Origin of the sequence: Paraburkholderia graminis (assembly GCF_003330785.1) — a bacterium.
GTDB classification, from domain to species: Bacteria; Pseudomonadota; Gammaproteobacteria; order Burkholderiales; family Burkholderiaceae; genus Paraburkholderia; species Paraburkholderia graminis.
In genome coordinates, this window is sequence record NZ_CP024936.1 from 24591 (window position 1) to 46335 (window position 21745).

The following is a 21745-nucleotide window of genomic DNA, read 5'->3' on the forward strand; positions in this document are numbered from 1 at the left end:
CCAGCGGCTCGCGACGCGCCGGCGTGGCCCGTTCGGGAACAAGGGAATCTGATGCAATTCACCTCTTACTGGCTCGATACGTCGGAGCCTTTCGTCGGCATGTCGGCAGGGCTGCCGGTCGATTCGTGCGACGTGGTCGTGGTCGGCGGCGGCATCACCGGTACGACAGCCGCACTCGCGCTCGCGAAGAATGGCGCGAGCGTCGTCGTCTGCGAGGCCGGGACCGTCGGCCAGGCGGCGTCGGGCCGCAACGGCGGCATGTGCAACAACGGCTTCGCGCAGGACTACGGCACCCTGTCGCAACTGATCGGCACCGAGCGCGCCAACGAAATCTATCGCGCGTTCGATGCCGGCGTCGACACGGTCGAGCGGCTGGTCCGTGAGGAGTCGATCAACTGCGACTTCGTGCGCAGCGGCAAGCTGAAGCTCGCCGCGAAGCCGGAGCACTTCGACAAGCTGGTGCGCAGCCAGGCGTTGCTCGCGGCCAACGTCGATCCCGACACGCGCATCGTGACACGCGCCGAGCTGCGCGATGAGATCGGTTCGGACCGCTACCACGGCGGCCTGATCTTCGGCAGGAGCGCGGGCATGCACGTGGGCCGCTACGTGCGCGGGCTCGCGCGCGCAGCGCAAAGCCGCGGCGCGCATATTCTCGAACAGACGCCGGTGCTCGCACTGCGCCGCGAATCGAACGGCACTTACTGGATCGGTACGCCGCGTGGCGAGATTCGTTGCAAGCAGGTGCTGATCGCGAGTGGCATCTCGCAGGTCGGGCCGTTCGGGTGGATCCGGCGACGCATCGTGCCGGTCGGCGCCTTCCTGATCGTCACCGAGAAGCTGCCGGTCGAACTGCTCGATCGCCTGCTGCCGCGCCGGCGCATGGCAACCGACACGAAGAACTTCGTCAACTTCTTCCGCACGACGCCCGATGATCGCCTACTGTTCGGCGGACGCGCGCAGTTCGCGGTGTCGAGTCCGCGCGCCGACGAGCAAAGCGGCAAGATCCTGCGTGAGCAACTCGCCGGCGTGTTTCCGGAACTCGCGGACACGCGCATCGACTATTGCTGGGGCGGCATGGTCGACATGACGAAGAACCGCCTGCCGCGCGCGGGACAGCGCGACGGCGTCTATTATTCGATGGGCTACAGCGGCCACGGCACGCAGATGTCCACGTTGATGGGCACGCGCATGGCCGACATCATGGACGGACGTCCGGATCTGAACCCGTGGAAGGATTTCTCGTGGCCAGCGATTCCCGGTCATTTCGGCAAGCCATGGTTTCTGCCGATTGTCGGCGCCTGGTATCGTTTCAAGGACGCAACTCAATGACTTCCCCGCTCGACTCCCTGACGCGCTCCGGACATCTGGAGCAGATCTTCGTCAACGGCGAATGGACGCCGACAGGCAGCCCATCGCTCGTGCCGCTCGTCAGCCCGTCGACGGGCGACACGCTTGCCGAACTACCGCTTGGCGACGCGTATGACGTCGAGCGCGCGGTCCAGGCCGCGCGGACCGCGTTTCCGCGCTGGTCGGCGAGCCCTCCGCAGGAGCGCGCCGCTTATCTCGACCGGCTTCACACGCTGATGCGCGAGCGCGCCGAAGCGTTCGCGCAGGCATTGACGATCGAGATGGGCGCGCCGATCTCGTATGCGCGCAGTGCTCATGTGCCGCTCGCCGCTGAGCATCTTCGGGTCGCGCGCGACAACCTCGCGTCGTATCTGTTTTGCGTGCAGCGCGGCACGACCGCGATCGTGCGCGAGCCGATCGGCGTGTGTGCGCTGATCACGCCGTGGAACTGGCCGATTTACCAGATCACGGCGAAGGTCGGCCCGGCGCTTGCGGCCGGCTGCACGGTCGTATTGAAGCCGAGCGAACTGTCGCCGCTCTCGGCGCTGCTGTTCGCCGAGATCGTCGAGGCGGCCGGGCTGCCTGCCGGCGTGTTCAATCTCGTCACGGGCACCGGGCCGGAAGTGGGCGAGCGGCTCGCCGCGCATCCGCAGGTCGATATGGTATCGATCACCGGCTCGACACGTGCCGGCGTGCTCGTCGCGCAGGCCGCCGCGCCGACCGTCAAGCGTGTCGCGCAGGAGCTGGGTGGCAAGTCGCCGAACGTGGTACTGCCGGATGCGGATCTACCGCGCGCGGTGTCGCTCGGGGTCGCGGCTGCGTTTCGCAACATGGGGCAGTCGTGCAGCGCGCCGACGCGGATGATCGTCCCGCGCGGGCTACTGCAGCAGGCCGAACGGCTCGCAGTTGCCGCGGTCGAATCGATGGTGGTCGGCGATCCGTTCGCCGAGGCGACGACTCACGGGCCGCTTGCCAACCGCGCACAGTTCGAACGTGTGCAGACGATGATCGATACGGGCATCGGTGAGGGCGCGAAGCTGCTCATCGGCGGTCCGGGTCGGCCAGCGGGTTTTGCGCGCGGCTGGTTCGCGCGTCCGACGATCTTCTCGGACGTGCGCCCCGATATGGCGATCGCGCGTGAGGAGATCTTTGGCCCCGTGCTGGCGATCATCGCCTATGACAGTGTAGATGAAGCGGTCGCGATCGCGAACGACACCGTGTACGGACTCGGCGCGCACGTGCAGGGCACGGACCTCAATGCGGCGCGCGCGGTGGCGGCGCGCATCGGTTCCGGGCAGGTGCATTTGAACTATCCGGCCTGGGATCCGCAGGCGCCGTTCGGCGGCTACAAGCAATCCGGCAATGGGCGCGAGTATGGCGTCGAAGGCATGGAAGAGTATCTGGAGATCAAGTCGATTCTCGGCTACTACGCTTGAGGGCGGCGGGCGCTGCTGCGTCGACGCGGCGCTCATCGTCCGCCTGTGCGTGCCCGATTTCCAGCGCGATGACCCGCTTCCAACCGGACTGAAAAACATGGGAACCGCTATAGAGCCCGATACGTCGTTGCCGTTTTATGTCGCGCACCACGCGCAGTGGGCGAAGCTGCGCCATGATCTGCACGCGCATCCGGAATTGCGTTTCGAGGAACACCGCACCGCCGACATCGTCGCGTCCGAACTCGAGGCGCTCGGGTATCGGACCGTACGCGGTCTCGGTAAAACCGGCGTGGTGGCGAGCCTGCCGGGGAAAGACCCGACGCGCGGCATCGTGTTGCGCGCGGATCTCGACGCACTGCCGATTCACGAAGCGAACACATTCGCGCATGCTTCGTGCAATGCGGGCGTGATGCACGCGTGCGGCCACGATGGTCACACGGTGATGCTGCTCGGCGCCTCGCGCGTGCTCAAGACGTTGCCTCAACTGCCGGGTTCGGTGCATTTCGTGTTCCAGCCTGGCGAGGAGGGTGGCGCCGGCGCGCGCAAGATGATTGACGACGGCCTGTTCGAGCGCTTTCCGACGGAGGCCGTGTTTGGTATGCACAACTGGCCAGGCCTGCCCGCCGGACAGTTCGGGCTGCGCACCGGGCCGATCATGGCGGCCGGTTCGCGCTTTCGTATCACCGTGACCGGCAAAGGGGCGCACGCGGCGCAGCCGCAACTCGGCCTCGACCCGATTCCCCTCGCATGCTCGATAGTGCTGCAATGCCAGACCATCGCTGCGCGTCACAAGGATCCCGTCGATCCCGGCGTGATCTCCATTTGCATGCTGCATGCTGGCGACACTGATAACGTGATACCCGAAACCGCCGAGTTGCGCGGAACGATCCGCACGTTGTCGTCGACGTTGCAACAGCAACTACAGCGTCAGATCCGTGCGATGTGCGAGGGGCTGGCGTCCGCTTATGGCGCGCGCGCCGATGTCGAATACTTCCAGTATTATCCGGCGACCGTGAACACGCCCGCGGAAACTGCGTTGTGCGAGAGCGTGCTGCGCGACACCTTCGGCGATGCGCGCGTGCACGCCAACGTGCCCCCAAACATGACATCCGAGGACTTTGGCTTCATGCTCGAAGAGCGGCCGGGAACCTATGTGCTGATCGGCAATGCGAATTCCGATCGTGCGTCGGTGGGTTTGCATCATCCGACCTACGACTTCAATGACGACATTCTGCCGGTCGGTGTCCGTTATTGGGTCGAGTTGGCGCAGCGCTATTTTCAGCGGTAGTTTTTAGCGCTAATTCACTTTTTGGGCAAAGGCGCTGCAGCGTGATGAGATGGTCGCCCCCACCCCTGAGCGGTTACGCTTATAGGGTCTTTCTAGCGAAGAGGCCATCATGCAAGACACGACGCTGGTTGGAATCGATCTGGGAAAACATTCCTTTCATCTGCATGGCCAGAGCTGCAGCGGCAAGCAGACGCTTCGCAAAAAACTAACGCGCAAGCAGTTGATCGAATTCTTCGTGAAGGAGCAAGCTTGCACGGTGGTAATGGAGGCCTGCACGGGTGCACATTGCATGGTTCGTACGCTGACGGCGTTCGGACACACGGTCAAACTCATTTCACCGCACTTCGTTAGACCGTTCGTAAAGAGTAACAAAAACGACTTCGTGGACGCCGAGGCTATCTGCGAAGCAGCTGTACGGCCGGCCATGCGCTTTGTCACGCCAAAGACGGAAGCACAGCAGACGCTTTCAGCCCTACACCGGGTTCGCGATTCTCTGGTGCAGGACCGGGTGAGGACGGTCAATCAAATTCACGGCTTCCTGCCGGAGTTTGGTATCAGCCTGCCGACGGGCAAAGCGGTCATTACGTGCCTGCCAGTCGTTCTGTCCGAGCATTCGCTGCCACCGAGACTGGTTGCTATCCTTAAACGTTTGCACGCTCACTTCAAATACCTCAGCGAGCCGACCGCCGAAGTCGACAAGGAAATGGGCCGCCAGCTTGCCGAAGACGATCTGGGCCAGCGCCTGATGACAGTTCCGGGAGTGGGACCTGTCACTGCGAGCCTGCTGTCTGCCGAGATGGGTGATGGCAAACAGTACGACGGCAGTCGGGATTTTGCAGCGTCGACCGGACTCGTACCCGTCAGTACAGCACCGGCGGACGGGCCAACCTGCTCGGCATAAGCAAGAGGGGAAACAAGACTATCCGACGCCTACTGGTCCAATGTGCAAGGTCCTACTTGCAGCGTCTGGACAAGCACACCGGACGACTGGCCGAGTGGGTCCGGACGATGCTCGCGCGGCGGCATTCAAGCGTCGTGGCGTGTGCGTTGGCCAACAAGCTTGCTCGTACTGCTTGGGCGCTGGCAACCCGTCATACCGTATTTGACCCGGGCTCGACCACCATGCCGGCCTGATCCTGCTGGGTCACTTCCTGTTCTACCGCAGTCTACCAACCGGTTCTGCGATCGCGGGAATTTGATGACGTGAACGGCATATCGGCCTGACAAAGAACCTGGTATATGAACCGGTTTTCCGAAAGCCGCCGGCGTTTATAGGATTGTCAGGCGCGACTCTCATCGTGGCGCGGGGGAACTGCCCCACAACGACGCTGGATAGATTCGAGCAAGCCAACTACAACGTCAAAAACCAGTATTGCAAAAACGGGGGCGATCATAGATTCATATAATCTCCGAGGTGGTTTAATCAATGAATGGCCGTTGCGTTTCACTACGCTCGTGACAATGGTATTTCAAAAGATTGAATGCAAAGCCGACTTGGAAGATTGGACCACGCGCCTTTGCATATCATCTCAGGGAAGTTCCGGAACATGTGGGAAGTTGAAAATGTCCTTTATACCGATCCTCGCTGGTAGCCCCTCTATGATCTACTGAATCCAGGGGATTTGGGACTACGCCTTCCATGCGGAGAAAATCGGCAGACAGCCTCGGCACCGCTTGGACTTAGGGTGTGGTACTGGATCCTTTGCGCTCCGCTTGGCCGCTGCCGGTCATAGAGTCGTCGCTGTCGACCCCTCGTCGATTATGATCAACTACGCACGACAGCGCCGGGTGCGAATGAGGTGGAATTGATCCAGGCGATGCCGTCAGTGCACCGAACCATTTCTCGTTCGACGTGGTGACTATGACCGGGCGCGCGTTTCAGTGCCTTTTAACCGACGATGAGGTGATAGCAACGCTGCGTAGGGTGCGCGAGCTTCTCGTGACCGGAGGGAGATTCATGTTCAACCCGCAATTGCATCGTTCGACCATGGATTGTTTGGAGCGCAAGGCTTTCAGCGCGCTCGGTTCAATCGGAAGCGCACGGTCCTGTCGACGTCTTTCATGAATGTATTGCGGTTGCAGAGGAGAACATGCGTCAGTCGACAGCGCTGCTAGGCGAACCGGTGCGTTGCGTTCATGTTGGCGATCGGGAAAGCGACATTTGCGAACTGTTTTGTACGGCGCACGACCTGTGCACATACTTTCTTGTGCGAACCTGCGTTGACCGGCTCGCGGGCGATGGGCAGCACACCATCGCGGATGAAATGGAACAGGCTAAGGTCAAAGGAGTGCACCGTGTCAAGATTCGCGACGCGAAGGGGCACCCGATGACAGTGACCCTTGAGGTCCGCTACCAGCAAATGACAGTGTTGCCGCCCATCGGTAATCAGAATCGTTATCCGGCGCTGCAACTTACGGTAATTCACGCGCATGAGCGTGATGTGCCGCCGGCGCGCTCCGGAATCGAATGGAATCTGCTGACCAACCTCTCGGTCCGATCACGTGCCGAAGCAATCGAGAAGCTCGACTGGTACGCCATGCGCTGGAAGATTGAAACCTTCCACAAAATTCTCAAGTCCGGGTGCAAGGCCGAAGACTCGAAGCTGCGCACCGCCGACCGACTTGCGAACCTGGATCTCAGTGTTTTGCATCCTGAGCTGGCGCGTATTCTGGCTCACCATGATCAGTCGGTGTGCACCGAGGCCCCTCTCGACGCGGCATTCGCACCAGACGAAATCCATTTGCTCGAGCGTGTGGTTGCCGACTCGCCGCTTACCACGCAGGCGCCGCCGCTCTTGCGAAACCTGATCAAGGTCGCGCGACCCGGTGGTTATCTCGCTCGCGCCAGCGACCCGCCTCCGGGCAATACTGTTATGTGGCGCGGCATGCAACGCCTTACCGATATCCAGCCGGGATATGAAGTCGCCTTGAACCGAAGTGGGTAATTGCAAGCCTCGTCACACGCTGACAGAAGTTCCGTAGGAAGGAGTCTTTTCAAAAACGTGCCTGCCCGCTCTCCGGTTCGCGTTGAATCAGCCTTCCGCAATTGATACGTGTTGGCGCAGATAATCCGAAAATTCATTAACAAAAACCCGTGTGCGTTCGAGTGTTCTGCCGTCGGGAAACAGCACCCAGGTAGCCGGCACGCTTCCGTCCGGATGAACGCAGTTGCACTCGGGAAGTATCTGCACAAGTTCGCCCGAATTAAGATGTTCCCTTACAGACCCTTGACTTACTCTTATAATGCCCATACCTTGGCAAGCAAATTTGATCAACGGCAAATAGCTGTTCGCCATAACAGACTGGTGAATCTGCTGCTTTAGTAGAACACCATCCTGTTCAAACGTCCACAGGCCGTTGGGCGTTTGCACGTGGACTAGGCATTCATGGGTGGCGAGGTCTTCCAATCTCCTGGGTGTACCGTTGGACTTCAGGTACAGCGGAGAGGCACAAAGAATGCGCTGGAGGTCTTTGATGCGCAACCCTCGCAGGCTGGAGTCGGGAATCCGTCCGGTATGGACCGCGACATCGAAATCTCGGTCGTTTGACGAAACTAGTTCGTCCGTCATGCGTACGACAAATTTGATATCGGGATATTTCCGGGAAAACTGAGCTAAAAATGGCGGCAAGATTGCAGTGCACAGATATTCGTTGATAACTAAGGTCAACGTGCCCTTGATTTGCCCTTGCGATAGCGACAACTCGTCTTCTAAAATATCGTGACTCGCCAGCACCTGCACTGCCCAGGCATGCGCAGCGATGCCGGCTTCTGTCAGCAATACTTTTTTCGACGTCCGATCAAAGAGCCGTGCATTGAGCTCTCTTTCAAGCGCCGCGATTTTTCGCGCCGCGAGCGAAGGCGCAATGGCCAGCTTACGCGCCGCTGCAGAAATGGTGCCGTCACGCACCACGGCGACATAGAGTTCGAGTAATTCGAGCGAAATCTTGGGAGTTGACTTCATGGTCCTGGAATCTTTGGCAACACACGCGCTCCATGATTGGACGACACGGCAAAGTAGATCCAAAGGCGAGCCGATGATTCCTGAGGGATTAGGCGAGTCCCGGATCGTTTCCTAAACCCAACGCTGATCGGGCGGAATAAATGGGGTCGAACAGATCCCGCCGGCCTTGGTTGGCGGGCAGAATGCCGAATACTTCGGGTGAACACAGCGTCGATTCGACGGCCGCGTCGATAACGAGCAGGCGGTGGGCGATGCGCCATGGCCCATTCCGCTGCTCGAACCGGTCGATGTAACGGCACCAACTCGATTGTACAACGGTGGCGCCCTCGTGCTGCCTTACATGTTGTGTCACCTTCGCGTAGGTCTCCACCAAGGCGATGGTGGGACCGGAATACTCGATCAGGCAGTTCCCGATCTGATGGCAGGAAAAGGGAATGCGCCGGTGCCTGTTGGCCAAAGCGATGATCAGGCCCTCCACGCCGCCGCTGTAGAACACGTGGTCGTCCGTGGCGTCCGCATGAAAGAGTGCGCGGACCGCCGGCAAGTCGAGTCGGTCGATGGCACGGCACCACCGCAGCAGGACATCCTTAATGGCTCGTTCGTCGTCGGCTTGTGTCATGGCTTTTTCGCGAAGGTTGTCCGGCGGAACGATATTCAGACTGCCCGCGTACGCACCGCGGACTCCCGAGGCGTAAGACCTTGGTTCTGCTGGCGCATCACGAACAAAAGCATTGTTGCACCGGCGATCAGCATGGCAATAATGGGATACAGCGCGTAAGTGACATTCCCCGATTCATTCTTGATATAGCCGATGAGGGACGGGCTGAAAAAACCACCCATTGCGCCCACTGAGTTGATGAAAGCGAATCCGAAACCCACAGCGACTGGCGGCAAATAAGCGGGCACGATGGACCAGAAGACCGGGTAGGAGGCGCTAACGGCGGCGGTCGCGATAGTAAGACCCAACAAGGAACCTGCCAGATGTCCACGGGACATCGCAAGAATGGCGAAACCTGCCGCAGCCATATAGACGGTGCTTGCAAAGTGCCAGCGGCGTTCAAGTTTCCGATCGGAGTGCGTGCCCCAAAAGAGCATGGCCGCGATGGCGATGCCGTAGGGAATCATCGAATAGATGCCGATGTCGACGGCACTGGTGACCCCCGTCTCCCGAATAATGATTGGCATCCAAAAAAGTCCGGCATAACCGCCACACTGCACAGTGAAAAAGCAGATCGCGAGAATATAGGTTTTGACGTCCTTGAGTGCGAAGTGCCAGCCCGCGGATGAATGTCCGATTTGAGATGTTTCCTGTTCCTCTAGATCGGCCTGAACCATTTGTTTTTCAGAATCGGTCAGCCAGGCAGCTTGCGATGGCCGGTCGGTCAAATAGAACCAGGTAGTAACGCCCAATATGCTGCTTGGCAAACCTTCCAGCAGAAACATCCACTGCCATCCGGCCAGTCCAAACAGTTGCGGCGGATGGGACAGGATGGCGCCTGAGATCGGGCCGCCTATCAGCCCGGCCACCACGATGGCAGTCATGAAACGGCCGATCACGCGGCCATGCATCCGCTTCGGAAACCAGTAGGTTAGGTACATTAGCACGCCAGGCAGCAGACCCGCCTCGAACACGCCTAGAAGGAATCTCAGGATATAGAATTGCGTAGGCGTCTTCACCAGAAGCATGGCCGCTGACGTTAGACCCCAAAAAAACATGATGCGGGCTATCGTTTTTCTGGCTCCGACACGCTGCATATAGATATTGCTAGGCACTTCGAACAGCACATATCCGACAAAAAGAATGCCGGCCCCCAGGCCGTAGGCGGCATCGGACAAGCCTATGTCCTGTTTCATGTGAAGCTGGGCGAATCCCACGTTGATACGGTCCAGAAAGGCAAGGACGTAACACACGAATAGGAATGGGATTAATCGCAAGGCGATCTTGCGATAAACCTTGTCACATTCGGGGTCTGTGGAAACCAACGTTATAATGCTCATGGCTTGTCTCTTTAGCGTTGTGATAGTGGGATTGCGGCAGTCAGTAGGTGGGGGCGAACTGCGCATCCGGGCGCGCGTAACGCCGTTCGATCTCCTCGGTCAGCCTGACGCCGAGGCCCGGAACCGATGGTGCCCGTACGTTGCCGTTCACGACTGTCACGGGTTCGACCAGCAAGGCGGTCTGAAGGCGATTCGTCACGCCGCAGAACTCGCCTACTTCGTAGGACGGGTGTGCGGTCACCAAGTGCAGGCAGGCCGCCAGTGCAACCCCCGAACCCCAGGTATGCGGTGCGAGTCGCATGCCATGCCGATTAGTGTCGGCTATTTTCAGCATCGCGGTAATGCCTCCGCAATGCGTCGTGTCCGGTTGGGCCAGATGGAAAGTTCGTTGGTCAAATAACAACTCGAACTGTTCTACGGAGCTGAAGCTTTCGCCGCCGGCAATGGCGACGGGCGACTGGTTCACCAATGCGGCATAAGCCCGCACGTCGTCGCTTTTCATGGGTTCTTCAAAAAACCGGATATTCAGTTCCTTGAATCCCTTCGCCACGGTCAAGGCGCCTTCGAAATCGAGTGGCGATCGCATGAGGTTGGCGTTCAGGTCGACCATCAATGCAATGTCCTCTCCGAGCGCCAGGCGAGCGACACCGACGGTGCGAAGAATTTCAGACGGCGTGCCAAAGGCCCGGATCTTCACCGCGCGAAAATCTGCATCTACCCAGCGCCGCATCTCGTCTCGCAGTGCGTCTTCGGACTGCATAAAGCCCGCACTGACATAGAGGGGTACCTCAGGTCGCGCGCCGGGTCCCAGCAAGACGTTTAACGGCACACCCTTCGCTTGAGCGGCGATATCCCACATTGCGATGTCTATCGCACTCACCACCCCGGCACCCATGCCGGAGGTGCCCCAATAAATCGAGGCACGGCGCAGACGGCTCAGCAGCGTGGCTCGGTCGAGTACATCGGCACCGATCAACAAAGGCTCCAGTTGTTTGACCATGCCGAGAAAAGCCAGCGGCGCAGTAGAGCCGGCGATGGATTCTCCGATGCCTATGAGACCTTCGTCCGTGCGTATTTCGAGCAGCGCGGCATTCCAGCCTGTCGAACCGCCACCGGGGAAAAACCAGCGTTCATGCTCTTGGTAATCGTCCCGCAGCAGCACGGGGCGGATGGATTCGATCTTCATGGTTTCCTTCGTTGTCTCGCAGCCTGTATCTGAGGTTTCCGCGGGGAAACCCGTGCCGTACCGGCTTGCCGATGGTCCCGTATGTTCTCGGAGTCGGAGAAAGGATAACCCGAGGACACTGTGCCCAGATGACTCGTTTCTGCACAGCGGCTAGTCAGAAAACGTCACGAAGGAACAGGCTCGTGCGGCGCTGCGTTTTATTGGTTGCCAGGTGCGGAAGAGGCGCCGGCCGCCTATACCAAACTTGAATAGCGGGTGGACAGTTTTGGACATTGTCCTCTCCTTGGGCTTCACCTAACCTTACCCGGCCGATCAACCAAGGAGACATTGAAAATGACAATCAACATCACGCCGAATGCAGCCCCCCTGGGACACGAAATCAGAGGCGCGGACCTTCGTAATCTTGACGAAACGACGTTCGCTGCCATTGACGCCGCCTACCGCAAGTTTGGCGTCGTCGTTGTAAGAGACCAGAAACTCACACCTGACGAACAAATCGCATTCAGCAGCCGTTTCGGACCATTGGAGCGGTTTGCGCTGGACCGCTTCAACAAGAAGGATCACCCGGAAATCTTTATCGTTTCCAATCTGCTCGAAGCCGGCAAACCCATTGGGATGGAAGACGCGGGCCGCTATTGGCATAGCGACATGTGGTACACCACCGCGCCGCCGCGAGGTTCACATCTCTACGCACTCGAAGTGCCCCATGCGGATAACGGCGAGCCGCTGGGCGACACCTACTTTGCGAGTACCGCTTATGCCTACCGCACCCTACCGGATGACGTGAAAAGAAAAATCGAGGATCTCGAAGCCCTCTTCAGCCTGCGCAAATACGTAGCGCATGTCGGTCATACCGAAGAGCGTGCCAAGAATAATGTTTATCTCAAGGAGATCGTCGATGCCCAACAAGCCATCATCGACCGGGAAATCGTTCACAAACTGGTCCGTATCCATCCGATTACCGGCGAGAAATGTCTTTATGTAGTACAGGGCGTGATTCGAGAGATTCTGGGCCTGCCACAAGATGAATCGGACAGCCTGATCGAGTTTCTGACGCAACATATCATCCGCCCCGAGGCGGTATATCGCCACCGCTGGCGCGCGGGCGATTTGGTGATGTGGGACAACTATTCCGCCGTTCATCGGGCGACGGGCGACTTTGCGCTGCCGCAAAGGCGTCTGATGCACCGCACGACCCTTGCCGCACCCCTGACGGTCGCTGCCTGAGCGGTTAGTTGCCGCGCGCCAGACGATTCCATACGAAGCGTGTGGCTCGATTAATGTGGGCCGACGCCGGTTCGGCCTTCGGCTCCGGCAATCACTCACCTCTTGAATAAATTGCTATGAAACTTTTACGCCATGGACCCGTTGGGGCCGAGAAACCCGGCGCACTCGATGCCGACGGGCAATTGCGAGACCTGTCTCTGTTAGTAGCTGATTTCACGCCCGAATGGATGTCTCCGGAAAAGCTTGACGCGCTCCAAGCAATCGATTTGCGCAAGATGCCGCTGGTGCCTGCGGGGACACGTTTGGGAACCCCGATTTCTGGCACCCGCCAGTTTGTCGCGATCGGCCTTAATTACCGCCGGCATGCGGCCGAATCCGGCCACGAGATCCCCAAGGAGCCGGTGGTATTCACCAAGGCGCTGACGTCTCTTGCAGGGCCGAACGACATGGTCGAGTTGCCAGAAGGCTCGCTCGCGGGCGATTGGGAGATAGAACTGGGTTTCGTGATCGGCACCCTGGCTCGGAAAGTCGCGGTGCCCGATGCGCTGAAACACGTGGCCGGCTATTGCCTGGCCAACGACGTATCGGAGCGCGACTGGCAGATCAAACGAAATGGCCAGTGGGGCAAGGGCAAGAGTTTTGACGGATTCGGCCCGATCGGCCCTTGGCTGGTTACCACTGACGAACTGGCAGATCCGCAAAACATCCCGCTCGAACTAGCAGTTAGCGGGATAACTCGTCAAAAAAGCAATACGGCCGACATGATTTTCCCGGTCGCCGAGATTGTTTCCTATTTAAGCCAATTCATGACACTGCTTCCCGGTGATATCGTGATTACCGGTACGCCGGAAGGCGTCGGTTTGGGCATAAAACCGGAACCTGTATTTCTCAAACGCGGCGACGTGATGACTTTGAATGCGGGCCCGTTGGGCACGCAGCGTCAACAGGTCGTGTGATATCTCGAGGCACCGCCGGCCCGTGCTATCGAAGCTTACTTTGCGTTAATTTTGAACATCAAGGATGGAATCGGGTTTGCTTCCGGCATTTGTGCACATGGGTGACCAGAAGCTTTACGGCCGGCGATAGCATCGCGGGATCTCGGTAGCAGACCGCAAACGGTGGTGAGCCCATCTATCGGCGAGGTCGTGTGAGCACGTACCAACTCATCAACCAGCCGAGCGCTGTGCGGCTATCGCTGCCAAGTCTCGCATGAGACCACGCATTGATGACCTGGCCGCGCCCAGAGGGTGCTCGACATCCAGGAGCCCGTCGCGCATGCAACACTCACGCGGCCTTAGCAAAGCACCAGGATTTTCCAGCGCTTACGGATGCCGCGCCACTGCGTACACTGACCCGAAATGATCCGGCTGAACTCCTCGATTCGAAGCGTGCGGAGGCAAACGTGACTTTGCAACAACTGGAGACCTTTTTCTGGACGGTAACGCTAGGCAGCTTTTCGGCGGCTGCCGAGAGATTGTGCGCAACACAGTCCGCAGTGTCCATGCGGGTGCGCGAACTCGAGCGCACGCTTGGCGTTGAGCTATTCGATCGTACCCACAGAACGGCACGGCTCACGCCGAGGGGACGAGAGCTGATGGAATACGCCAGCCGAATTCTCGATTTGTCGACAGAACTCGAGCATCGCATCGCTGCGCCGGAATCGATGTTCGGCACGGTGCGTTTTGGTGTCGCCGAAGTCATTACGACAATGTGGTTGCCTGAACTGATACGCACCATCGCGGAGCGCTATCCCAACGTACGCCTTGAAATTGAGGAGGCGCTCACAGCAGAACTCATGGAAAGCCTTGCGCAAGCCGAACTCGAGCTTGTCCTTGCGCCCGGTCATTCGCGTGCACAAGAGCTCTCGACGTTGTCGCTCGGCGCGGTTGCCTTCGAGTGGATGGCGAGCCCCGCGTTGGGGCTGGGGGATCGCGTATACGGCCCGGCAGAGCTGGCGCGCTACCCGATCATCGGGATGAAGCCGAAGTCATTTCACTATTCGGCGATCGAGGACTGGTTCCAGAATGAACATGTGCGCGGCCGTTATCTCGCGCGCTGCAAAAGCGTAGCAGTGGCGGCTTCAATGACGATGGCTGGTATGGGCGTCGCGTACCTGCCAGCAAAACATTACGCGGGCGAAATAGAAAGCGGCAGGCTAAAAATCGTCACAACGTCTCCACGACTCGAACCTGTCCAGTTTGTCGCCGTTTTTCCCCAGGGACACTCCTTCTCGCTGGCCCGGACCGTGGCTGAACTCGCCCGCGAGGTGAGCACTTTCGACAGACAATAGGTGTCCGGCAAGATGTTGCATTGCGTCAAATCAGTTCAAGAATGTTGATGTATGCACTCGAAAATTACTCGTTTGTCCTTATAGGTCGACGCATCTACTCTTTCTCCAAAGCAACGGCGCGCTGATCGACACGATCCGAGGCACCGAAGTTGCCATCCAGAGCAGCATATGGAGGAAGACATGAATGCAGTCGTACTGCACGAAGGCCCACTCGTGCGCCAGGATTCTAGTGCGCCCTCGAAACTGCAGGTGCGCGTGCAGTCCGTCTCCTATCTGGCGGACGACATCAATGCATTCGAGTTTGTTAGCGTGGACAGCGACCCGTTGCCTGCGTTTACCCCGGGTTCGCATATTGACGTTCATTTACCTGACGGCGCGATTCGCCAGTATTCGCTGTGCAATCCATCCACAGAGCGTCATCGTTATGTGATTGCCGTGCTGCGTGATCCGCTCGGCCGAGGCGGATCAGTGGCGATGCACGATGTGTTGCGTGCCGGGCAGATCGTCACTGTGTCCGCGCCCCGTAATCATTTTGCACTGTCGAATTCAGCGACCCGACATATCTTCATCGCTGGCGGGATTGGAATCACACCGCTCATGTCGATGATCGCCGAAGTTCAGCATCGCGGCGAAGCATTTCGTTTGCATTATTGCGCCCGCACGCCGCAACGAACCGCTTTCACGCGGGAACTGTGCGGTCTTGTTGCCAGCGGGCTAGCGTCGATCCACTACGACAACGGCGACCCCAACAAGGGACTCGATCTGAACGCGACCCTGCAAAGCCGTCCAGATGGTGCGCATTTGTACTACTGCGGCCCAGCAGGACTCATGGATGCTATCGAAGCGGCAAGCGGACACTGGCCGCGCGACGCTGTCCATTGCGAGCGTTTCTCCGCATCGGGCTCGCCGGTGCGAACAGCTGGCGACGATCCCGACAAGCCGTTCGATGTCGAGCTGGCGCGCTCGAAGAAGCGCCTTGCGGTGCATCCGGGTGAGACGATTGTCGATGCGCTGAAACTGCAAGGAGTCGAAGTCGACACCTCGTGCTGCGAAGGCTATTGCGGCACATGCATGACCCGTTATCTCTCGGGTGACCCACTTCACCGCGACTCGGTGCTTGACGAGGACGATCGGAAAGAATTCATCATGATCTGCTGCAGTCGCGCAAAGGGCGCGTCAATTGTTCTCGACCTTTAGTTCAGCGCTTCTGGTTCTTCACATTCAGCCGGCGCAGTGCAATGCGCTTGCTCAAAAAAACCCAACTGGAGACGGTTTTATCATGAGCACATTCGAATATGTTAAGGATTGCTGGTATCCCATTGGTTTCTCATCCGAGTTTCCCGAGGGTGAATTGCAAGGGCACAAGCTAGTCGGACGGCCGGTCGTAATGTGGCGCTCGGATAAAGGTGAAGTCGTCGCATTCGACGACCGTTGCTGCCATAAGCGCTTCCCGCTCTCGCAGAGCAAACTGCTCGACGGCGGACGTTTGGAGTGCGCATACCACGGATTGTGCTACGACACGAGCGGACAATGTATTGCGATTCCTTCGCAGCCGGATAAGGCAATTCCTTCGCAAGCGCGTCTCAGCGTGGTCCCGGTGAAGGAGCAGGACGGAGTGGTGTGGATTTGGCCGGGCAACCCCGCAGCGGCACAACGTGCGGCGCCACCGCGCACGCCGGAGATTCTTGATCCTGCGAATCTTTCGATCGGTTCCCCAGGCCCACTGCGCGTGCCCGCCAATTATCTTCTGCTGATCGAAAACCTGCTCGACATCACACATTTCTATCCCTTGCACGACGGCAATATCGGCGACAAGGAGAACAGCCAGATTCCGGTGGAACTGGAAGAAGGCGAAAGGGAAGGATATACGTATGTAAAAACCACCCGACACGTCGACAGCTACCAGCAGCCACCGTATTTGAAGGAATGGTTTCTGTACGACACGGTAGAGCGGATTCATACGCATTGCATGGTGACCCCGGGACTCACGCGAGTCGTGATGCGCGTTGCGCCGCCAGGTGACCTCGGAACAGACAAGGAGCGCGGATACACACTGTTGCATCTCCATTTGCCAGTCGACGAGCGCAATCTTGTCTGGCGTTGGTCCGTGTCGTGCAAGAACTGGCACAGAACCTTGAGCGACCCGACGATGCCAACGGCGCAACGGGTCGCGGAAATGTTCCCGGAAGTTGTCGCACAGGATCAGTGGGCGCTGGAACGCCAGCAAACAATGATGGAGTTTCCGGATGACGGATATTCCGAACTCTTCCTCAAGACTGACAAGGCTTTGCGTCGCGCCCGCCAGATCCTGATGGGCCTTCAGCGTAAAGAGCGAGAGTTGCAGATCGTGCCAGCCGATAGACCCACCGCCGTCAAGGAGCCGGTCACGCCCTGAATAGCTGTTTCACGTAGACGTCGTGGCGGGTGCCGGCTCCCGCCACGTGCGAGCGAACGTCCGGCACACCAAAAGTACTCGGCTCATTGCCTGGAGACAAACCGTGAAAACTCATGAAACTTCGGCGCCGCTAGGCGTCGCATCGCAACCGTCGTCGCATGGCCGGCTTGGCGGAAAGTCGTTGATGCAAAGGGCGGTCGGTTCGTGCGTGTACCTCTTCGAACGACTGATGCCCGATCCCTTCGTGATTGTTATCCTGCTGACCGTCATGACCGCGTTATTCGCGATAGCGTTCGCGCCGAAAGCCACACCAGATGTAATTCTAAGCGGCTGGTACAAGGGGATTTTTGGCATCTTCACGTTTGCGTCCCAGATGGTGCTAGTGCTTGTGACCGGTTATGCGTTAGCGAGTGCCCCGATCATCAAGTCCGGTCTGGAACGCGTCAGCCGGCTTGCAGTCGGACCGTGTTCGGCTGTCATTCTGGTGTTTACGGTCGGTGCAATTGCGACGTTCCTCAACTGGGGCTTCGGACTCGTGGTCGGCGCCATGCTTTCGAAGCAGGTGGCAAAGCACGTACGCGTGGACTTCGCCTGGCTCGTCGCAGCGGGCTACAGTTCCTGGGTGCTGTGGGCGTTCACCGGTATATCCAGTTCGATCGCGTTGTCGATTGCTTCTCCGGGCAATCCTCTGAATCTGGTGGAGCAGCATACGCACAGCGTCGTGCCTTTGTCTCATACGGTTTTTTCAACGTGGAATCTGCTGACTGGCTTTGCGGCGATGGTGCTAATCCCCGTCATCTTCATTCTGATGCGGCCTGCAGAGGGCGACATCATCGCCGCCGGGCAAGATGCGCTCGAAGCCGGTGACAAGACCCCTGATCTCGGCGACTCGTCGCGAGCAAACTCATTCGCCGGCATGCTCGAAGGCTCTCGTCTGTGTGCGTTGGTGTTCGTCGTGGCGGGCGCGGCGTACCTCGCCATTGAGTGGACGCGTCATGGCGTCAGCCTCGATATCAACACTGTGATTTTTATTTTTCTGCTGGCGGGCTTGTGTCTGCATGGAAGCCCACGTCGCTATGTCGGCGCGGTGACCGAGGCGGCGAAGGTGACCGGTCCGATGCTGCTTCAGTATCCGTTCTATGGCGGAATCACGGGAATCATGGCCGCAACGGGACTCGCGGAAGTGGTCGCCAATGCCTACATCCATGTCGCATCGACGGCTACGCTGCCGTTCCTTAGCTATCTCGCGTCGGGGTTGATTACTTTGTTCATTCCGAGCGGCGGTGGCCACTGGGCGGTTCAAGGGCCTTTCACCATTCCTGCGGCCATGCATCTAGGCGCATCGTTGCCCGGCACGTCCATGGCGATCGCCGCTGGCGAGATGGCGGGCAGCCTGCTCCAACCTTTCTGGGCCATTCCCGTAGTAGCAATCGCGGGCGTCGGCGTGCAGCGGGTGCTTGGCTTCACACTGGTGATCTTTCTGACGGCCGGGAGCTTTGTCGGATTCGTCTATCTGTTCATCGTGCCGATCTTCGCTGGTACGTGATTCTGCGCACGAGCGCCTACTGACATTCCAGGGGAATAGTAATGAATAACCAGCTCGCACTTGAGGGCGTGAGAGTCATCGAGATATGCAATGTGGCAGCGGGGCCGTTCTGCGGCATGCTGTTGGCCGACATGGGCGCAGACGTTGTCAAGATTGAGCATCCGGAAGGCGGGGACTCGTTGCGTTCATGGCCGCCGATCACGGACGGATTCAGCGAGAACTTCGCTTCTTTGAATCGCAACAAGCGTTCGATTACGCTGAACCTCAAAGACGCGGAAGACGTCCGTCTTGCCAAAGCGCTGATAGGTGACTCCGATGTGCTGATCGAGAACAACCGCCCAGGTGTTATGGACCGGTTAGGCCTTGGCTATGCCGCATTTTCAGGCATCAATCCTCGCCTGCTGTATTGCTCCATTTCTGCGTATGGACAAAGTGGGCCGCGATGTCAGGAAGGTGGTTTCGATCTAACCTTGCAGGCGATGAGCGGCATCATGAGCATCACTGGCGAGCCGGGCGGTGCGCCGGTCAAATGCGGTGTGCCCCTAGCCGATTTTTCTGCGGGTTTGTATGCCGCATTTTCGATTGCGGCTGAGTTGCGGCGCGTCGAGCAGTCGGGGCGGGGTTCGCATATCGACATCTCGATGCTTGGTGCGACCCTCGGCATTGCCGCGTTGCAGACGTCGGAGTATTTCGGCAGCGGTCGCGATCCGGTAAAAATGGGCTCGGCTCATCCGCGCAATGCGCCGTACCAGGTGTTTCGTTGCCGTGACGGCTACTTCGGCATGGCCGCCGGCAACAATGCTCTATGGGCCGCTGTATGCCGGGTGCTCGGTCATCCCGAGTGGACCGACGATGACCGCTTCACCACGCCGAGCCATCGCGCGCGTCATCAGGATCAGCTCAGACTCATGCTTGAGACAATCTTTGCCGACGAGCCCGCGCCATTCTGGCTCGAGCGGTTTCGAGCGGCCGGCGTGCCTTGTGCGCCGATCAACAACTATTCGGATGTGCTCGCCGATCCGCAGGTGGAGCACATGCAGTGGGTCCAGCCGCTCACGTTGCCCAACGGCGTCGAGACTCGTACTTTTGCATCGCCGATCAACCTGTCGGGGTACGGCTTGCCAATACGCCGTGCGCCACCGCGGCTCGGCGAACACTCGGAAGAGATCATTGCCGGTATCACCGTGCGCCATGCAGTGGAGAAACAATGACGGACCAACTCCAAATCGAGAGAAGCGCGCAATCGTGGACGTTCACGTTGAACCGTCCCGACAAGATGAATGCGTTGAACTCGCCGCTTGTCGAAGCGCTGTCGCAGGGCGTGGGCGACGCGCATGCGAGTGGCGCCAGAATGCTCGTATTCCAGGGCGTGGGAAGGAACTTCAGTGCGGGCTTCGATCAGGGTGACCTGGATAGCCAGAGCGACGCAGACCTGCTATTGCGACTGGTGAGGGTTGAGACACTGCTCCATCTCGTCGCGTCGTCCCCGTGCCTGACGGTTGCGTTCGCCCATGGACGCAACTTCGGCGCCGGTGTCGATCTCTTTGCGGCATGCCGGCATCGTTATAGCGCGGCCGATGCGAGTTTCCGGATGCCAGGCTTGCGCTTCGGCCTTGTACTGGGCACGCGGCGTTTTGCCGAAGTCGTCGGCTATGCAAAGGCTCGCGAAATTCTCGAACAGACCCGGCAGATGAGCGCAACGGAGGCGGCGGATATTGGCCTCGTCACGAGGCTGGTCGAAGCAGACGGACGCGCCGATGCAGTCGCCGAAGCGCTGCAGGTTGCCACACTGCTTGATCCGACGACGCAACAGCATCTGTATCGCGTACTGGAAAGGGAGCGGCCGGATCAGGATCTCGCCGATCTGGTTCGGTCCGCGTCGCGCCCTGGACTCAAGTCGCGCATCCTCGGGTACATGAGCGAGCGCTAATGCGCCAGTTCTTTAAAGGTAACCAATGAAGACCAAAGCAGCAATCGCATGGAAAGCCGGCGCGCCGTTGACGATCGAGGAAGTCGATCTGGAAGGGCCGCGCGCCGGTGAAGTCCTGATCGAAGTGAAGGCCACGGGCATTTGCCACACCGATTACTACACGCTCTCAGGCGCGGACCCGGAAGGCATCTTCCCGGCGATTCTCGGCCATGAAGGCGCGGGCGTGATTGTCGATACCGGTCCCGGCGTCGGCACGCTAAAGAAGGGCGATCACGTGATTCCGCTGTACACGCCGGAATGCCGCCAGTGCAAGTTCTGTCTGTCGCGCAAGACCAACCTGTGCCAGGCAATCCGTTCGACGCAGGGCAAGGGCCTGATGCCCGACGCCGCCTCACGCTTCTCACTGGATGGCAAGCCGCTGTTTCACTACATGGGCACGTCCACGTTTTCGAACTATATCGTCGTGCCGGAAATCGCGGTCGCGAAGGTGCGTGAAGACGCGCCGTTCGACAAGATCTGCTATATCGGCTGCGGCGTGACGACCGGCGTCGGCGCGGTCGTGTATTCGGCGAAGGTCGAAGCGGGTGCGAACGTAGTGGTGTTCGGTCTCGGCGGCATCGGGTTGAATGTGATCCAGGGTGCGAAGATGGTCGGCGCGGACAAGATCATCGGCGTCGACATCAATCCGGGCCGCGTCGAACTCGCGAAGAAGTTCAGCATGACGCACTTCATCAACCCGAACGAAGTCGAGAACGTGGTCGATCACATCGTGCAACTCACCGATGGCGGCGCCGACTATTCGTTCGAATGCATCGGCAACACGAAGGTGATGCGTCAGGCACTCGAATGCGCGCACAAGGGCTGGGGGCAGTCGTTCATCATCGGCGTGGCGGCGGCGGGCGAGGAGATCAGCACACGTCCGTTCCAGCTGGTGACGGGCCGCGAATGGAAGGGCTCGGCGTTCGGCGGCGCACGTGGCCGCACCGACGTGCCGAAGATCGTCGACTGGTACATGGAAGGCAAGATCAATATCGACGATCTGATCACGCACCGTCTGCCGCTCGAACGCATCAACGAGGGCTTCGATCTGATGAAGAAGGGCGAGTCGATCCGCTCGGTCGTGCTGTACTAAACGGGGAG

Annotated in this window: 18 protein-coding genes and 1 pseudogene; 15 read left to right on the plus strand and 4 right to left on the minus strand. The window is 59.1% G+C overall.

Going from position 1 to position 21745, the window contains the following annotated elements:
* Positions 1-51 precede the first annotated feature (51 nt).
* The 6 genes and pseudogenes from CUJ91_RS31580 (at position 52) to CUJ91_RS31605 (ending at position 7016) form a co-directional block, all read left to right on the plus strand.
* Positions 52-1329 carry an NAD(P)/FAD-dependent oxidoreductase gene (locus tag CUJ91_RS31580; RefSeq protein ID WP_114158493.1) on the plus strand — a complete coding sequence of 426 codons (1278 nt, stop codon included), beginning with the start codon at positions 52-54 and terminating at the stop codon, positions 1327-1329.
* Positions 1326-2783: an aldehyde dehydrogenase family protein gene (locus tag CUJ91_RS31585; RefSeq protein ID WP_114158135.1), complete on the plus strand. Its 1458-nt coding sequence runs from the start codon at positions 1326-1328 to the stop codon at positions 2781-2783. Before CUJ91_RS31580 ends, CUJ91_RS31585 begins: the two co-directional genes overlap by 4 nt.
* Positions 2784-2880: 97 nt before the next feature.
* Positions 2881-4071, plus strand: coding sequence for a M20 aminoacylase family protein (locus CUJ91_RS31590; protein WP_114158136.1), 1191 nt, complete (start codon positions 2881-2883; stop codon positions 4069-4071).
* Between the two features lie 109 nt (positions 4072-4180).
* Positions 4181-5205 (plus strand): annotated as a pseudogene (locus tag CUJ91_RS31595) (IS110 family RNA-guided transposase).
* Positions 5206-5745: 540 nt separating this feature from the next.
* Positions 5746-5880: a class I SAM-dependent methyltransferase gene (locus CUJ91_RS35000; RefSeq protein ID WP_341868944.1), complete on the plus strand. Its 135-nt coding sequence runs from the start codon at positions 5746-5748 to the stop codon at positions 5878-5880.
* A gap of 281 nt (positions 5881-6161) precedes the next feature.
* A complete protein-coding gene (locus CUJ91_RS31605) occupies positions 6162-7016 on the plus strand; it encodes an IS4 family transposase (RefSeq protein ID WP_114158494.1) in 855 nt (284 codons plus the stop codon).
* Positions 7017-7103: 87 nt separating this feature from the next.
* Here CUJ91_RS31605 and CUJ91_RS31610 read toward each other — a convergent pair whose 3' ends face one another.
* The 4 genes from CUJ91_RS31610 to CUJ91_RS31625 all read right to left on the minus strand — a co-directional run bounded on the left by CUJ91_RS31610 (position 7104) and on the right by CUJ91_RS31625 (position 11217).
* Positions 7104-8033, minus strand: a complete 930-nt coding sequence (locus CUJ91_RS31610; RefSeq protein WP_114158137.1) for a LysR family transcriptional regulator — start codon at positions 8031-8033, stop codon at positions 7104-7106.
* Between the two features lie 88 nt (positions 8034-8121).
* A complete protein-coding gene (locus CUJ91_RS31615; protein ID WP_114158138.1) occupies positions 8122-8652 on the minus strand; it encodes a nuclear transport factor 2 family protein in 531 nt (176 codons plus the stop codon).
* A 35-nt stretch (positions 8653-8687) separates the two neighbouring features.
* The gene (locus tag CUJ91_RS31620) at positions 8688-10031 is read right to left on the minus strand and encodes an MFS transporter (RefSeq protein ID WP_114158139.1); all 1344 of its coding nucleotides are present in this window, start codon (positions 10029-10031) and stop codon (positions 8688-8690) included.
* Positions 10032-10071: 40 nt separating this feature from the next.
* Complete coding sequence (locus CUJ91_RS31625; RefSeq protein WP_114158140.1) at positions 10072-11217, minus strand: mandelate racemase/muconate lactonizing enzyme family protein; 1146 nt, start codon at positions 11215-11217, stop codon at positions 10072-10074.
* Positions 11218-11550: 333 nt separating this feature from the next.
* Between CUJ91_RS31625 and CUJ91_RS31630 the strand changes: the two genes are divergently transcribed.
* The 9 genes from CUJ91_RS31630 to CUJ91_RS31670 all read left to right on the plus strand — a co-directional run bounded on the left by CUJ91_RS31630 (position 11551) and on the right by CUJ91_RS31670 (position 21737).
* Entirely contained in the window at positions 11551-12444 is an 894-nt protein-coding gene (locus CUJ91_RS31630) for a TauD/TfdA dioxygenase family protein (RefSeq protein ID WP_114158141.1), read from the plus strand.
* A 116-nt stretch (positions 12445-12560) separates the two neighbouring features.
* Positions 12561-13400, plus strand: a complete 840-nt coding sequence (locus CUJ91_RS31635; RefSeq protein WP_114158142.1) for a fumarylacetoacetate hydrolase family protein — start codon at positions 12561-12563, stop codon at positions 13398-13400.
* Positions 13401-13846: 446 nt separating this feature from the next.
* Positions 13847-14734, plus strand: coding sequence for a LysR family transcriptional regulator (locus tag CUJ91_RS31640; RefSeq protein ID WP_161966608.1), 888 nt, complete (start codon positions 13847-13849; stop codon positions 14732-14734).
* Positions 14735-14914: 180 nt separating this feature from the next.
* Positions 14915-15931, plus strand: coding sequence for a PDR/VanB family oxidoreductase (locus CUJ91_RS31645; RefSeq protein WP_161966609.1), 1017 nt, complete (start codon positions 14915-14917; stop codon positions 15929-15931).
* A gap of 82 nt (positions 15932-16013) precedes the next feature.
* Entirely contained in the window at positions 16014-17129 is a 1116-nt protein-coding gene (locus tag CUJ91_RS31650) for an aromatic ring-hydroxylating dioxygenase subunit alpha (RefSeq protein ID WP_114158145.1), read from the plus strand.
* 184 nt (positions 17130-17313) lie between these two features.
* A complete protein-coding gene (locus tag CUJ91_RS31655) occupies positions 17314-18675 on the plus strand; it encodes a TIGR00366 family protein (RefSeq protein WP_114158495.1) in 1362 nt (453 codons plus the stop codon).
* 41 nt (positions 18676-18716) lie between these two features.
* Positions 18717-19886: a CaiB/BaiF CoA transferase family protein gene (locus CUJ91_RS31660; protein WP_114158146.1), complete on the plus strand. Its 1170-nt coding sequence runs from the start codon at positions 18717-18719 to the stop codon at positions 19884-19886.
* Entirely contained in the window at positions 19883-20605 is a 723-nt protein-coding gene (locus CUJ91_RS31665) for an enoyl-CoA hydratase/isomerase family protein (RefSeq protein WP_114158147.1), read from the plus strand. The genes CUJ91_RS31660 and CUJ91_RS31665 overlap by 4 nt, the downstream gene beginning before the upstream one ends.
* A gap of 25 nt (positions 20606-20630) precedes the next feature.
* Positions 20631-21737, plus strand: coding sequence for an S-(hydroxymethyl)glutathione dehydrogenase/class III alcohol dehydrogenase (locus CUJ91_RS31670; protein WP_114158148.1), 1107 nt, complete (start codon positions 20631-20633; stop codon positions 21735-21737).
* The last annotated feature ends 8 nt before the right edge of the window (positions 21738-21745 follow it).

What these genes read in the sequence shown, in the direction of transcription:
- CUJ91_RS31580 (WP_114158493.1), top strand. Translation starts at nt 52, where the DNA reads ATGCAATTCACCTCTTACTGGCTCGATACGTCGGAGCCTTTCGTCGGC.
- CUJ91_RS31655 (WP_114158495.1), top strand. Translation starts at nt 17,314, where the DNA reads ATGCAAAGGGCGGTCGGTTCGTGCGTGTACCTCTTCGAACGACTGATG.
- CUJ91_RS31615 (WP_114158138.1), bottom strand. Translation starts at nt 8,652, where the DNA reads ATGACACAAGCCGACGACGAACGAGCCATTAAGGATGTCCTGCTGCGG.
- CUJ91_RS31585 (WP_114158135.1), top strand. Translation starts at nt 1,326, where the DNA reads ATGACTTCCCCGCTCGACTCCCTGACGCGCTCCGGACATCTGGAGCAG.
- CUJ91_RS31635 (WP_114158142.1), top strand. Translation starts at nt 12,561, where the DNA reads ATGAAACTTTTACGCCATGGACCCGTTGGGGCCGAGAAACCCGGCGCA.
- CUJ91_RS31660 (WP_114158146.1), top strand. Translation starts at nt 18,717, where the DNA reads ATGAATAACCAGCTCGCACTTGAGGGCGTGAGAGTCATCGAGATATGC.
- CUJ91_RS31590 (WP_114158136.1), top strand. Translation starts at nt 2,881, where the DNA reads ATGGGAACCGCTATAGAGCCCGATACGTCGTTGCCGTTTTATGTCGCG.
- CUJ91_RS31630 (WP_114158141.1), top strand. Translation starts at nt 11,551, where the DNA reads ATGACAATCAACATCACGCCGAATGCAGCCCCCCTGGGACACGAAATC.
- CUJ91_RS31665 (WP_114158147.1), top strand. Translation starts at nt 19,883, where the DNA reads ATGACGGACCAACTCCAAATCGAGAGAAGCGCGCAATCGTGGACGTTC.
- CUJ91_RS31670 (WP_114158148.1), top strand. Translation starts at nt 20,631, where the DNA reads ATGAAGACCAAAGCAGCAATCGCATGGAAAGCCGGCGCGCCGTTGACG.
- CUJ91_RS31620 (WP_114158139.1), bottom strand. Translation starts at nt 10,031, where the DNA reads ATGAGCATTATAACGTTGGTTTCCACAGACCCCGAATGTGACAAGGTT.
- CUJ91_RS31610 (WP_114158137.1), bottom strand. Translation starts at nt 8,033, where the DNA reads ATGAAGTCAACTCCCAAGATTTCGCTCGAATTACTCGAACTCTATGTC.
- CUJ91_RS31645 (WP_161966609.1), top strand. Translation starts at nt 14,915, where the DNA reads ATGAATGCAGTCGTACTGCACGAAGGCCCACTCGTGCGCCAGGATTCT.
- CUJ91_RS31650 (WP_114158145.1), top strand. Translation starts at nt 16,014, where the DNA reads ATGAGCACATTCGAATATGTTAAGGATTGCTGGTATCCCATTGGTTTC.
- CUJ91_RS31605 (WP_114158494.1), top strand. Translation starts at nt 6,162, where the DNA reads ATGCGTCAGTCGACAGCGCTGCTAGGCGAACCGGTGCGTTGCGTTCAT.
- CUJ91_RS31625 (WP_114158140.1), bottom strand. Translation starts at nt 11,217, where the DNA reads ATGAAGATCGAATCCATCCGCCCCGTGCTGCTGCGGGACGATTACCAA.